The sequence below is a fragment of the Streptomyces pactum genome, assembly GCF_016031615.1.
Taxonomy (GTDB): Bacteria; Actinomycetota; Actinomycetes; order Streptomycetales; family Streptomycetaceae; genus Streptomyces; species Streptomyces pactus.
On the sequence record NZ_JACYXC010000001.1, the window covers coordinates 5726812 to 5740740 of the forward strand.

A 13929-nucleotide genomic window follows, 5' to 3' on the forward strand; every position below is an offset into this window, starting at 1 on the left:
GTAGTCCCCTGCACTTCCGCCGCCGCCGGTCATCCCTGCCGGTGGTCGTCGGCTCCGGATCCACCGTGGACCGGGCCGGAAGCCGTTTCCATCATTCCGAGAGGTTGTTCGTGTCGGCCAGCACATCCCGTACGCTCCCGCCGGAGATCGCCGAGTCCGAGTCTGTCATGGCGCTCATCGAGCGGGGAAAGGCTGATGGGCAGATCGCCGGGGACGACGTGCGTCGGGCCTTCGAGGCTGACCAGATTCCGCCAACCCAGTGGAAGAACGTTCTGCGCAGCCTCAACCAGATCCTCGACGAGGAGGGTGTGACGCTGATGGTCAGTGCCGCAGAAGCGCCGAAGCGCACCCGCAAGAGCGTCGCAGCGAAGAGCCCGGCGAAGCGCACCGCCACCAAGACCGTCGCGGCCAAGACGGTCACCACCAAGAGGGCCGCCGCGCCGTCCGTCACCGCTGGTGAGGCCGGTGCCGGTTCGGCCGACGAGGCCGCGACCGCCCCCGCGAAGAAGGCCGCCGCGAAGAAGACCGCGGCGAAGAAGGCGACGGCGAAGAAGACCGTCGCCAAGAAGACGACGGCGAAGAAGACCACCGCCAAGAAGGACGCCGACGAGCTGCTCGAGGGCGACGAGGTCCTCGACGACGTCGCCGGTCCCGGCAAGCCGGGTGCCGAGGGCGCGGAGGGCGAAGGCGAGAACCAGGGCTTCGTCCTCTCCGACGAGGACGAGGACGACGCTCCGGCGCAGCAGGTCGCGGCGGCCGGCGCCACCGCCGACCCGGTGAAGGACTACCTCAAGCAGATCGGCAAGGTCCCCCTCCTCAACGCCGAGCAGGAGGTGGAGCTGGCCAAGCGGATCGAGGCCGGGCTCTTCGCGGAGGACAAGCTCGCCAACTCCGACAAGCTGGCGCCGAAGCTCAAGCGCGAGCTGGAGATCATCGCCGAGGACGGCCGCCGGGCCAAGAACCACCTGCTGGAGGCCAACCTCCGGCTGGTCGTCTCGCTGGCCAAGCGGTACACCGGCCGCGGCATGCTCTTCCTGGACCTGATCCAGGAGGGCAACCTCGGTCTGATCCGCGCCGTCGAGAAGTTCGACTACACCAAGGGCTACAAGTTCTCCACGTACGCCACCTGGTGGATCCGGCAGGCGATCACCCGCGCCATGGCCGACCAGGCCCGCACCATCCGCATCCCGGTGCACATGGTCGAGGTCATCAACAAGCTCGCCCGCGTCCAGCGCCAGATGCTCCAGGACCTGGGCCGTGAGCCCACCCCGGAGGAGCTGGCCAAGGAACTCGACATGACCCCCGAGAAGGTCATCGAGGTCCAGAAGTACGGTCGCGAGCCGATCTCGCTGCACACCCCGCTGGGTGAGGACGGCGACAGCGAGTTCGGTGACCTCATCGAGGACTCCGAGGCGGTCGTCCCGGCCGACGCGGTCAGCTTCACGCTCCTCCAGGAGCAGCTGCACTCGGTCCTCGACACGCTCAGCGAGCGGGAGGCCGGCGTGGTCTCCATGCGCTTCGGCCTCACCGACGGCCAGCCGAAGACCCTGGACGAGATCGGCAAGGTCTACGGCGTCACCCGTGAGCGGATCCGCCAGATCGAGTCGAAGACCATGTCGAAGCTGCGGCACCCGTCCCGTTCCCAGGTCCTCCGCGACTACCTGGACTGATCCGGGTCCACCGGCCGTCCGCGGCCGGCCCCGGCAAGGCCGGGCCCCTCACCGGGCCCGGCCTTCGTGCTGTCCCGGTCCGCGGCCGCTCCGGATGCGGAAGCTCCGGCGATGGGTGACGCTGGGTGCGTACATCGCTCCATACGGTCAGGAGAGAGTATGCGCATCCGGAGCCGTTCGTCCGTCCTGGGTCCCGTGGCCGCGCTCGTCGGCGCGCTGGCCCTGTCAGTGGTCTGCCCGGGGCAGGCGGTCGCGGGCCGGGCGGTGGTCGGCGGCCGGTCGGTGCAGATGTCCGACGCCCCCTGGATGGTGGCCCTGGCCAGTCGTGACCGCTTCGGCGACGCCCGGTCGGGCCAGTTCTGCGGGGGCGTGGCGGTGTCCCGGTCCACGGTCGTCACCGCCGCTCACTGCATGCGGCCGGAGGTGCTGGGTGTGGACTGGCGCGAGGTGCCCGATCTGCGCGTGGTGGTCGGCCGGGGCGATCTGGGCGGCGAGGAGGGCCAGGAGCTGCCGGTGCGCCGGGTGTGGGTGAACCCCGAGTACGACCCGCGGACCCATGCCGGCGACATCGCGGTGCTCACCGTGGACCAGCCGCTGACGCCGCTGCCGATGGCGCCCAAGGGGGATCCGGCGTACCGGCCCGGAACGGCGGCGGCGGTCTACGGCTGGGGCGACACCCGGGGCGACGGCAGCTACTCACGGACACTGCGCTCCGCCCCGGTCCGGGTACTGGACGACGCCCGCTGCGCCGACGCCTACCCCAGCGGCGGGGACGGCACGTACCGGGCGGCGTCGATGGTCTGCGCCGGGCTGCCGGAAGGCGGCCGGGACGCGTGCCAGGGCGACAGCGGCGGGCCGCTCGTCGCCCACGGGAAACTCATCGGGCTGGTTTCCTGGGGCAGCGGCTGCGGGGAGGCCGGCAGCCCCGGTGTGTACACCAGGATGTCCGCGGTCGCGCCCCTGGTGGCCGCGCACGGCTGAACCGGGGGCCCTGCGGGACCGGCGGACGGAGCGGAGTCGGACAGGTCGAGGCACCCCACGCGCCGGGAAACGGAAAGGGGCGGTCACCTCGTGGCAGAGGTGACCGCCCGCAGTCCATGGGCCGTGCGGCTCGTCGTGGGCGCGAGGTGTCAGCGTTCGTCTTCGGACGCGGACGCCGGGACGGTGGTGAGTCGCTCCGTCTCGTCCTGTATCTCGGCGGCGATCTTCTTGAGTTCCGGCTCGAACTTACGTCCGTGATGGGCGCAGAAGAGCAGCTCACCGCCGCTCATCAGGACGACGCGCAGGTAGGCCTGGGCGCCGCAGCGGTCGCAGCGGTCGGCGGCCGTCAGCGGGCTCGCGGGGGTCAGAACAGTAGTCACGTCGCCTCTTCTCTAGCTCGACGAGCTGTCGTACCAGGGTCAACATCCAACCAGGCCGAAAACGTTCCCGCTCGTGCCTTTTTCTTGAAAATTCCTTCTGAGTCGGCTGGATGGTGACGGTTTGGCGGCGAATGAGCCGTATTGCCTTGGTCTACGGTTTCACGTCGCTTGTCGGTCTTGCCCTCCCGGCCGGGTTGCCGGTTGTGCTTGAGGACGTGCCCGGAGCCTAAATGGTTCATGCCTGAAAAGGAACGTGATGTTTGTGTCAGCTTCACGGGGTATCGAACGCGTGAGCGAAAGGTGGCGTTCTCGTCTAGCATGGTCATCCGCACGGGTGGCGGCACAACGGCTCTATCTGGCCTCGGTAGGCTCTCAAGGGCGACCCGGCCACCACCGTGGCCGGAGTAGGCCCATCCAGAAATTCAGCGAGGAGCGAACCGCGTGACCGCCGACACGTCCGTGCCGTCCACTGCGCTGCTGACCGGGGCAGACCGGGGCGGCTCCAACTACACCGCGCGGCACCTGCTCGTCCTCGAAGGACTTGAGGCGGTGCGCAAGCGCCCCGGTATGTACATCGGCTCGACCGACAGCCGCGGCCTGATGCACTGCCTCTGGGAGATCATCGACAACTCCGTCGACGAGGCGCTCGGGGGCTACTGCGACCGCATCGAGGTCATCCTCCACGACGACGGCTCGGTGGAGGTGCGCGACAACGGCCGCGGCATCCCGGTCGACGTCGAGCCCAAGACGGGGCTGTCGGGCGTCGAGGTCGTCATGACCAAGCTGCACGCCGGCGGCAAGTTCGGGGGCGGCTCGTACGCCGCCTCCGGCGGTCTGCACGGCGTCGGCGCCTCCGTGGTCAACGCGCTCTCCGCCCGGCTGGACGTGGAGGTGGACCGGGACGGCAAGACCCACTCGATCAGCTTCCGCCGCGGCGTCCCCGGCATCTTCACCGAGTCCGGCCCGGACGCGCCGTTCGACCCGGCCAACGGGCTGCTGAAGAACAAGCGGGTACCCAAGACCCGTACCGGCACCCGCGTCCGCTACTGGGCGGACCGGCAGATCTTCCTCAAGGACGCCAAGCTCTCCCTGGAGACGCTGCACGCCCGCGCCCGCCAGACCGCCTTCCTGGTGCCCGGCCTGACCATCGTGGTCCGCGACGAGCGCACCCCCGAGGGCGGGGAGGGGGAGCCGAAGCACGCCGAGGAGACCTTCCGGTTCGACGGCGGCATCAGCGAGTTCTGCGAGTACCTCGCCGCCGACAAGGCGGTCTGCGACGTCCTCCGCCTCACCGGCCAGGGCACCTTCAAGGAGACCGTGCCGGTCCTGGACGACCGGGGCCACATGACGCCCACCGAGGTCACCCGGGAACTGGGCGTGGACATCGCGCTGCGCTGGGGCACCGGATACGACACCACGGTCCGGTCCTTCGTCAACATCATCGCCACCCCCAAGGGCGGCACCCACGTCGCCGGCTTCGAGCGGGCCGTCACCCGCACCGTGAACGAGGTGCTGCGCTCCTCCAAGCTGCTCCGGGTGGCCGAGGACGACGTGGTCAAGGACGACGCCATGGAGGGGATGACCGCGGTCGTCACCGTCCGGCTGGCGGAGCCCCAGTTCGAGGGCCAGACCAAGGAGGTGCTCGGCACCTCGGCGGCCTCCCGGATCGTGGCGAACGTGGTGGCCAAGGAGCTGAAGGCGTTCCTCACCTCCACCAAGCGGGACGCCAAGCAGCAGGCCCGCGCCGTGCTGGAGAAGGTGGTTGCCGCCGCCCGGACCCGGATCGCGGCCCGCCAGCACAAGGAGGCGCAGCGCCGCAAGACCGCGCTGGAGTCCTCCTCGCTGCCGGCGAAGCTGGCCGACTGCCGCAGCGACGACGTGGAGCGCAGCGAGCTGTTCATCGTCGAGGGTGACTCCGCGCTGGGCACCGCCAAGCTCGCCCGCAACTCCGAGTTCCAGGCGCTGCTGCCCATCCGCGGCAAGATCCTCAATGTCCAGAAGTCCTCGGTCTCCGACATGCTGAAGAACGCCGAGTGCGGGGCGATCATCCAGGTGATAGGAGCCGGCTCGGGCCGGACCTTCGACATCGACCAGGCCCGCTACGGCAAGGTGATCTTCCTCGCCGACGCCGATGTCGACGGCGCCCACATCCGCTGTCTGCTGCTCACCCTCTTCCAGCGGTACATGAGGCCGATGGTCGAGCAGGGACGGGTGTTCTCCGCGGTGCCGCCGCTGCACCGGATCGAGCTGACCAACCCCAAGAAGGGGCAGGACAAGTACATCTACACCTACTCCGACAAGGAGTTGCAGGAGACCCTGATGCAGCTCCGGAAGAAGAACGTGCGCTACAAGGAGGGCATCCAGCGCTACAAGGGCCTCGGTGAGATGGACGCCGACCAGCTGGCCGAGACCACCATGGACCCCCGCCACCGCACGCTCCGCCGGATCAACATCAGCGATCTGGAGGCCGCCGAGCGCGCCTTCGACCTGCTGATGGGCAACGAGGTCGCGCCGCGCAAGGAGTTCATCACCAACTCCGCGGCCACCCTGGACCGGTCCCGGATCGACATCTGACCCGGTCCGGCGTGCCGCCGTGCGCCCCGGCGCACGCGCGTCACGTCACCGGCGTCCTGCGCGCCCCTCCGTGCCCGCCGGCGGAGGGGCGCTCGCCCGTCCGCCCCGCGCCGCCCCGGGGCGCAACGGCCCCGGCGGGCATGGTGCGACACCCCGGCGCGTGTGCCGCCGTGCCCGGCGTGTGGCGCAGGAGTCGTGGCGCAGGGGCGCGTGTGGCTCGGTCCCGTTCGCGCCGCGGACCCGGCTGGAGGGCCCCTCGTCGTGCGGGCCCGCTCCCGCGTCGCGCCGCCGCCCTCGGGGCAGTCCCTCCGTGGCCGGCCGGGCACCGGGGCGGGGCGTCCACCAGGGCGTACCGGAAGCACCCGTCCGGGGGCGGGGACGCAGCGACCGTGCCGGGACGGCGTCACCTGATGGTGTGAACATCATCGGGGTGCCGTCCGTGCCCCTGCCTCGCTGCCCATGCTGGGTCCGCGGCCCGTACGCCGCGGAACAAGGAGACATCGGGTGCACATACAGGACGGGCCGAGCCGGGGGGCCGGACGCGACCGGACGGACGGGGACGGCGCACCGGGCACCGACCACCCGCGCGCGGAGGCGCGACCGGTCCACGGGAAGGACCGGGCCGAGAACGGGCCCCGGAGCGAGGCGGGGCCCCGGCCCCCGGTGCCCGGCGGCGACGTCCACCGTCAGGTGCGCGAGAGCGCCGACTTCCCGGCGGTGCGCGGCCGGTACCGCCGCTTCGTGCTCCCGGCCACCGCTGCCTTCCTGCTGTGGTACCTGGCCTACGTGGTCGCGGCCACCGGGGCGCCGGGGCTGATGGCGCACCCGGCGGCCGGTGCGCTCAACGTGGCGATGGTCGCCGGGATCGCCCAGTTCGCCACCACCTTCCTGCTGACCTGGGCATACGCCCGGCACGCCCGGCTGCACCGGGACCGGGTGGCGCTCGAACTGCGGTGGCTGACCCAGGAGATGACCCGGGAGCGCGGCCGGTGACCGGCGACCACCGGACCCTGGAACTGCCGCTCTGTCTGAAGACCGAGGTACGGGTGCCGACCGGGGCCGGCGCGGCGTGAACCGACGGCCCGGACCGCGCGCACGGTGAACCCGGGCGTGGTGTCCGGCCGTGCCGCCGTCAGCTGGCCGGGCCGGGCCGTGCCGCCGTCAGCCGGCCGGCCCGGACGGTGGACCCGTCACGCCCGCCGGACCGGGGCGCCGTGAGCCGGCCCGGGCGGCCGTTCGCGGGGCGACCCGGGTGGGGGGCGGCGGGCCAACGGTGCCCGCGGCGGTGGCCGGCCTGTCAGGTGAGGGCGGGGGGCGGGCTCCCGGACGGCGGTCACGTCCATCCGGGCCGGGCTGCCCAGGGCGCCGCCGCAGCTCTCCGGACGCGGCGGGGCGGCCGCGGTCTGCGCCACGGACACCTCCCACCGGCGCCCGTCGGTGTGGGCGACGGTGACCGTCCAGGCGGGAGCGGCGCCCTCGGTGGCGGTCACGGTCAGGGCCTCGGCCCGTGTCTCACCGGTCGCCTCCCGCACCGCGAGCTCCGCGGCCTGGCCGGGGCGCTCCCAGGCGGACCGGCCGCGGCAGCCGTCCAGGACGACGCGGCCCTCGCGCGTCGCGGCGAGCACCTCCCGCACCGAACGGGCGGTGGCCCGCCCGTAGGCGTAGCCGTACGGCAGGACGAGCAGGGTGGGGGAGAACCGGTGGCCGCCGATGTGGGTGACCTCCCAGATGCCCTCGGCCCCGGAGGCGGCGAGCTCGGCGGCGAGCGGCCGGCCGAGCACGGCGCAGCAGCGGTCCCGCTTCCCGTTGGTGCACACCAGCACCAGCGGCTCCCCGGTGTACGGCGTCCACGCGGGGGGCAGTCCACCGGCGTCCCCGGCCGCCGGCGCGGCGAGGTCCAGGCCGAGCAGATCGGCGGCGGAGGGGAGGGTGGCGGTACGGATCCAGGACCGGCCGGGACGGGTGTGGGCGAGGAAGACGCGGCACCCGTCGCCGGGCCCGCGGCCGGCGGACCGGCCGGGGCGCCGGATCAGGGCGACCTGGACACCGAGGCCCTGGGTGGCCCGGGACAGGGCGCGGCCGACGGCCGGGTCGAGCCGGCTGCCGGTGAGGGCATCGGCGCCCCAGGGCCCGGGCTGCTCGATGAGGAGCCAGGTCGGGGCATGGGCGGCCGTGCCGGCGAGTGGTTCGGCGAGATCGCTGGAGGTGGTGGCGCAGGAGCTCACGAAGGTAAGCCTAACCTGGCTTCCATGGCCCTGCTCACCGGTGGATATCTGCCGATCGGGGGCAAAGCGGGCGCACTTGGGTGGAGTGTCGCCGCGTTACCGGGTGTCGGAGGGCCCGGACGCGCCGTCCGGCGGCCGGACCGCGCACGCCGTCCGGGTACCCGGGGCCCGGGCTGCCGTTCCGGTATCCGGTATGTGAGCCACCACCCGAGTGCCTGGGGCACCCCCCGGTTTCCGGCGCCATTCCGGCACCCGCCGGGGACCCGTTATCCAGGGCCGTGCCGCGCTCGGGACCGTGCCGCGTTCGCGCCGCGGCGCGGCGGCACACCCGAAGGTCGACCCCCTCGCTCGGCGCCTGCCAGCAGCCCGCCCGTCCCGCCGCCGCGGGCCGCCGCGCCCTTGCGCCGCCGCCCCGCTGCCGGGGGCCGCCCGCGGTGCCACACGCCGCGCCCGCCGGTCCGGGCGGCCGGTCGGATCGAGGGCGGACCGACGGCGGTCGGGCCGAACGGTCCCCGGCCGCGCGGCCACCCCGGTGACGTGCGGCCGTCCCGGTGACGGTCAGGGCAGGGGGAGGGGCAGCGGCTGCGGGGGGCGCGGGCCGTGGTACCGGCCGGTGGGCCGCATCCGCAGGGGCCGCTCGCCGTACTCCTCCAGCGCGTGGGCGATCCAGCCCGCGGTGCGGGAGACGGCGAAGACGGTCTCGCCCGCCTCCTGCGGCATCCCGGCCGAGACCGACACCACCGCGAGGGCCAGGTCCACGTTGGCGTACAGCGGCACATGGCGTGCCATGGTCTCCACCACCTCACGGGCCGCCTGGAGCGCGGGAGCCGCCTCCGGGACCTCCTCCAGCAGCCGCAGCAGCGCCGACGCGCGCGGATCCTCCCGGGGGTAGAGCCGGTGGCCGAGCCCCGGTACCCGCCGGTCGGCGCGCAGATGGCTCGCCACCACCGCCGCGCCGCCCCGCTCCATCGCGTCCAGCAGCATCCGGTGCGCGAAGCCGCTGGCTCCCCCGTGCAGCGGGCCGTCCAGCGCGCCCAGGCCCGCCGAGACGACCGCGTAGGGGTGGGCCTGGGCGGAGGCGGCGACCCGCGCCGCCACCGTGGAGACCGCGAGGTCGTGGTCGATCAGCAGCACCAGCGCGCTGTCCAGCACCCGCAGCCAGCCGGTGCCCGGCGGCCGGTCGGTGAGCCGGGTCCACAGCCGGCGGGCCACCGGGGCGTCCGGCGGCTCCTGCGCGCCGCGGACCGGCAGCGTGTCGGTGAGCGTGGCGATCAGGTCCCGGGCCGTCGCCACCACCGTGGACTCCGCCAGGTCGAAGCGGAGCGGATCGGCAGCCGCCGCGGCGATCGCCGCCACCCGCAGCCGGTCCATCAGGCCGGTGTGCGCGGGCAGCGCGCCGGCCGCCCGGCGCGCGGCGGCCAGGGTCTCGGGATGGGCGGTGAACCGGACGCCGGGGCGCATCCGGCCGGTCCACAGCCACTCGGCGACCTCCTCGTAGCTGTGGTGTTCGGCGAGGGCGGTGGAGTCCACCCCGCGGTAGTAGTGCCGGTCCTCCTCGATGAGGGTGATGCCGGAACCGACCGGCGGGCCGTCCCCGCCCGGCGCGGCCTCGCGTCTGCTCCGGCGGGCGAGCGCGTCCACCTCCGCCGGGTCGAAGGTGCTGCCCCGGCCGCCCGGGGCCCGCCGGCTGGTCAGCTGGCCGCGGCTCACGTACGCGTACACCGTCTCCGGCTTCACCCCCAGCCGTTCGGCCGCCTCCCGGGTGGTCAGCCGTCGTTCCTCGGGCTCGCTGCCGGCCTCGGCCTCGTGATCAGCCATACCTCACACCGTATCCACGGGGACGGATCGTCTCGATCCGAGCCCATATTGATCCAATCAATATTGACGCCTTGCAAGTCAAGCATAGACAGTTGAATCAAGTTTGAGAAAGGACACCGCGATGCCGACCAACGGGACCACCGCACCCCCCGACGTACCGCGCGGGCTCGCGGGCGTCGTCGTCACCGACACCGGGCTCGGTGACGTCCGGGGCCGCGAGGGCTTCTACCACTACCGCCAGTACTCCGCCGTCGAACTGGCCCGGGGCCGGACCTTCGAGGACGTGTGGCACCTGATGTTCCACGGCGAACTCCCGGACGCGGCGGCCCGCGACGCGTTCACCGCCGAGACCGCCGCCCTGCGCCGGCTGCCCGCGGAGGTCGAGGAGGTGCTGCCCGCGCTGGCCGGGGCGGGCGGCCCCGGCGGGCCGCTCGCCGGGCTGCGCACCGCGCTGTCCCTGCTCGGTGCCCGACTCGGGTTCCGGCCGCTGTACGACATCGGCGCGGACCGGCGCCGGGCCGACGCGCTCGCCGCGTGCGCGGCCGTACCGACCCTGCTCACCGCGCTCCACCGGCTGGGCCGCGGGCAGCGTCCGGTGGCACCGCGGGAGGACCTGCCGCACGCCGCCAACTACCTGTACATGCTCACCGGCTCCGAGCCCGATCCGCGGTCCGCGCGGGCGGTGGAGCGGTACCTGATCTCCACCGTCGACCACGGGTTCAACGCCTCGACCTTCACCGCCCGGGTGATCGCCTCCACCGGCGCCGACCTGGCCGCCTGCCTGACCGGGGCGATCGGGGCACTCTCCGGACCGCTGCACGGGGGCGCGCCCAGCCGCGCCCTGGACACCCTGGACGCCATCGGCACCCCCGAGCGCATCGACCCCTGGATACGGGAGAGGGTGCTCGCGGGTGACCGGATCATGGGGTTCGGGCACCCCGTCTACCGCACCGAGGACCCGCGGTCCCGGATGCTGCGCGAGATCGCCGAGGAGTTCGGCGGCCCCCGGGTGGCCTTCGCGACGGAGGTGGAACGCCGGGTGGAGGCCCTCCTCGCCGAACTCAAGCCGGGCCGCGAACTCCACACCAACGTCGAGTTCTACGCGGGCGTCGTCATGGAACTCAGCGGCCTGCCCCGCGAGATGTTCACCCCCACCTTCTGCGTCGCGCGGGTCGTCGGCTGGAGCGCCAACATCCTGGAACAGGCCGAGGACTCGAAGATCATCCGCCCGGCGGCGCGCTACACCGGCCCGCCCGCGCCGCAGCCGGTGCCGCCCGCCTGACCGGTCGGCGGAGGTACGGGCCGGACGGGTGAGGCCGCGGACCGGGGGTGGGGCCGGGGGCGACGGGGCTGCGGATCCGGCGGGGGTTCCACCGGGCCGGGGTGACGGGGGCTCCTTCGGTGCGAACGGCCGCACCGGACCGGGGTGGGGACGTACAGGACCGGGCCGGGGGCAGTACAGGACCGGGGCCGGCTCGCGTCACCCGTGCCGGCCCGGCGCCGGCCCGCCGGCGATCAGCCCCGCGCGCCGGCCGCCCGGGCCGGTCCCGCGTGGCGCCACCCGGACCGGTCCCGCGCCCCCGCCGCCCGGTCGGGGGCTGCGGAGACGCCGTGGGGGCGTGCCGTCCGACCGGACGGCACGCCCCCACGGCGGTGATGCACGGTCACCGCCCATCGCCGGGCCCCCGCGGCGGAGCCGGGACCTCACCGGGCCGCCGCGGCGCCGGACCGAGGACACCGGCCCGGCCGCACCCCGCCCGGTCCGGCCGCCGCCTCACACCCCCGCCCGGCGATCGCCTCACACCGGCCCGGCGACCACCGCGATCTGCTTGGCCGGCGGCATCCCGGAGCCGTCCCGGCGCGGGTCCGGCTCGGGCAGCGGCACCGGGGCGCCGGCCGCCGAGGCCGCCCGGGCCGGGGTCGCCCCCGCCCAGGCCAGCACCAGGTGGTCCTCGCCCTTGAGGAACCGCTGGCAGCGCACCCCGCCGGTGGCCCGGCCCTTCCGCGGGAACTGGTCGAACGGCGTCAGCTTCGCCGACAGGATCGAGCCGTCCAGGGTGCCGCTGCCGCCAGCCGCGGTGAACACCACCGCGTCGGCCGCCGGGTCCACCGCGGTGAACGAGATCACCTTCGCCCCCGACGCCAGCTTGATCCCCGTCATACCGCCCGCAGGCCTGCCCTGCGGACGCACCTGGCCCGCCGGGTAGCGCAGCAGCTGGGCGTCGTCGGTGATGAACACCAGGTCCTCCTCGCCGGTGCGCAGCTCCACCGCCCCGACGATCCGGTCACCGTCCTTGAGGCCGATGACCTCCAACTCGTCCTTGTTAGCCGGATAGTCCGGGACCACCCGCTTGACCACACCCTGCTCGGTGCCGATGGCCAGCCCCGGCGAGGACTCGTCGAGCGTGGTGAGGCACACCAGCCGCTCCCCGTCCGTCAGCGACAGGAACTCCGCGATCGGCGCGCCGCCCGCGAGGTTCGGCGGACCCGCGGTCTCCGGCAGCATCGGCAGATCGATCACCGGCAGCCGCAGCAGCCGGCCCGCCGAGGTCACCGCGCCCACCTCGGCCCGGGCGGTGGCCGGGACCGCGGAGACGATCACGTCGTGCTTGGCGCGCCGCCCGTCCCCCTCGTCCGGCACCGGCTCGCCGGTGGCGGTGCGGGCCAGCAGCCCGGTGGAGGACAGCAGCACCCGGCACGGGTCGTCCGCCACCTCCAGCGGCACCGCGGCGAGCGTGGTGCCCGCGGACTCCAGCAGCACCGTGCGCCGCGCGGTGCCGAACTTCTTGGCCACCGCCCCCAGTTCCGCGGAGACCAGCTTGCGCAGCTCGGCGTCCGACTCCAGGATGCGGGTCAGCTCCTCGATCTCCTGGCGCAGCCTGTCGCGCTCGGCCTCCAGCTCGATCCGGTCGAACCGGGTCAGCCGGCGCAGCGGGGTGTCCAGGATGTACTGGGTCTGCACCTCCGACAGCGAGAAGCGCTCGATCAGCGCCTCCTTGGCCTGCGCCGCGTTGTCGCTGGACCGGATGATCCGGATGACCTCGTCGATGTCGAGCAGCGCCACCAGCAGGCCCTCGACCAGGTGCAGCCGGTCGCGGCGCTTGCCGCGCCGGAACTCGCTGCGCCGCCGGACCACCTCGAAGCGGTGGTCCAGGTAGACCTCCAGCAGCTCCTTGAGCCCCAGGGTCAGCGGCTGCCCGTCCACCAGCGCCACGTTGTTGATGCCGAAGGACTCCTCCATCGGCGTCAGCTTGTACAGCTGCTCCAGCACGGCCTCGGGGTTGAAGCCGTTCTTCACCTCGATCACCAGGCGGAGCCCGTGCTCACGGTCGGTGAGGTCCTTGACGTCCGCGATGCCCTGGAGCTTCTTGGCGCCCACCAGGTCCTTGATCTTGGACACGACCTTCTCCGGGCCGACCGCGAACGGCAGCTCGGTGACGACCAGGCCCTTGCGGCGCGCGGTGACGTTCTCCACCGACACGGTGGCGCGGATCTTGAAGGTGCCGCGCCCCGTCTCGTACGCGTCCCGGATGCCGCCGAGCCCCACGATCCGGCCGCCGGTCGGCAGGTCCGGGCCCGGCACGTACCGCATCAGGGTGTCCAGGTCGGCCCCCGGGTGCTTGATCAGGTGGCGGGCGGCCGCGATCACCTCGCCCAGGTTGTGCGGCGGCATGTTCGTCGCCATGCCGACCGCGATCCCCGAGGCGCCGTTCACCAGCAGGTTCGGGTAGGCGGCGGGCAGCGCCACCGGCTCCTGCTCGCTGCCGTCGTAGTTCGGCGCGAAGTCGACCGTGTCCTCGTCGATCGACTCCGTCATCAGGGAGGTCGCCGAGGCCATCCGGCACTCGGTGTACCGCATCGCCGCGGGCGGGTCGTCGTTGCCCAGCGAACCGAAGTTGCCGTGCCCGTCCACCAGCGGCAGCCGCATCGAGAACGGCTGCGCCATGCGCACCAGGGCGTCGTAGATCGAGGCGTCGCCGTGCGGGTGGAGCTTGCCCATCACCTCGCCGACCACCCGGGCGCACTTGACGAAGCCGCGTTCGGGACGCAGCCCCATCTCGTTCATCTGGTACAGGATGCGGCGGTGCACCGGCTTCAGGCCGTCCCGCGCGTCGGGCAGCGCACGCGAGTAGATGACCGAGTAGGCGTACTCCAGGAAGGAGCCCTGCATCTCGTCGACGACGTCGATGTCGAGGATGCGCTCCTCGAAGTCCTCCGGTGGCGGGGTCTTCGTGCTGCGGCGGGGGGCCATCGCGGCTCGGCTCCTTCAACTGCCGGTAC

9 protein-coding genes are annotated in these 13929 nt (G+C 73.4%); 5 read left to right on the forward strand and 4 right to left on the reverse strand.

Annotated features, from left to right (window positions below; genetic code table 11):
• Window positions 1-110 precede the first annotated feature (110 nt).
• On the forward strand, window positions 111-1670 hold the full coding sequence (locus IHE55_RS22505; RefSeq protein ID WP_197990676.1) for an RNA polymerase sigma factor: 1560 nt from the start codon (window positions 111-113) through the stop codon (window positions 1668-1670).
• A gap of 159 nt (window positions 1671-1829) precedes the next feature.
• Window positions 1830-2651: a S1 family peptidase gene (locus IHE55_RS22510; protein ID WP_197990677.1), complete on the forward strand. Its 822-nt coding sequence runs from the start codon at window positions 1830-1832 to the stop codon at window positions 2649-2651.
• Window positions 2652-2800: 149 nt separating this feature from the next.
• Here the strand turns inward: IHE55_RS22510 and IHE55_RS22515 are convergent, their stop codons facing one another.
• Window positions 2801-3031: a DUF7455 domain-containing protein gene (locus IHE55_RS22515; RefSeq protein ID WP_197990678.1), complete on the reverse strand. Its 231-nt coding sequence runs from the start codon at window positions 3029-3031 to the stop codon at window positions 2801-2803.
• A gap of 441 nt (window positions 3032-3472) precedes the next feature.
• On the opposite strand from IHE55_RS22515, the gene IHE55_RS22520 reads away from it, so the two are divergent.
• Both IHE55_RS22520 and IHE55_RS22525 read left to right on the forward strand, forming a co-directional pair.
• On the forward strand, window positions 3473-5605 hold the full coding sequence (locus IHE55_RS22520; RefSeq protein WP_197990679.1) for a DNA gyrase/topoisomerase IV subunit B: 2133 nt from the start codon (window positions 3473-3475) through the stop codon (window positions 5603-5605).
• 504 nt (window positions 5606-6109) lie between these two features.
• Complete coding sequence (locus tag IHE55_RS22525; protein ID WP_307826781.1) at window positions 6110-6598, forward strand: DUF485 domain-containing protein; 489 nt, start codon at window positions 6110-6112, stop codon at window positions 6596-6598.
• Window positions 6599-6795: 197 nt separating this feature from the next.
• Here the strand turns inward: IHE55_RS22525 and IHE55_RS22530 are convergent, their stop codons facing one another.
• Window positions 6796-7830, reverse strand: a complete 1035-nt coding sequence (locus IHE55_RS22530) for a ferredoxin family protein (RefSeq protein ID WP_197990680.1) — start codon at window positions 7828-7830, stop codon at window positions 6796-6798.
• Between the two features lie 558 nt (window positions 7831-8388).
• Window positions 8389-9648 carry a citrate synthase family protein gene (locus IHE55_RS22535; protein ID WP_197990681.1) on the reverse strand — a complete coding sequence of 420 codons (1260 nt, stop codon included), beginning with the start codon at window positions 9646-9648 and terminating at the stop codon, window positions 8389-8391.
• Between the two features lie 121 nt (window positions 9649-9769).
• Between IHE55_RS22535 and IHE55_RS22540 the strand changes: the two genes are divergently transcribed.
• The gene (locus tag IHE55_RS22540) at window positions 9770-10930 is read left to right on the forward strand and encodes a citrate synthase/methylcitrate synthase (RefSeq protein WP_197990682.1); all 1161 of its coding nucleotides are present in this window, start codon (window positions 9770-9772) and stop codon (window positions 10928-10930) included.
• Window positions 10931-11446: 516 nt separating this feature from the next.
• Here the strand turns inward: IHE55_RS22540 and IHE55_RS22545 are convergent.
• Window positions 11447-13900 carry a DNA gyrase/topoisomerase IV subunit A gene (locus tag IHE55_RS22545; RefSeq protein ID WP_197990683.1) on the reverse strand — a complete coding sequence of 818 codons (2454 nt, stop codon included), beginning with the start codon at window positions 13898-13900 and terminating at the stop codon, window positions 11447-11449.
• Between the last annotated feature and the right edge of the window lie 29 nt (window positions 13901-13929).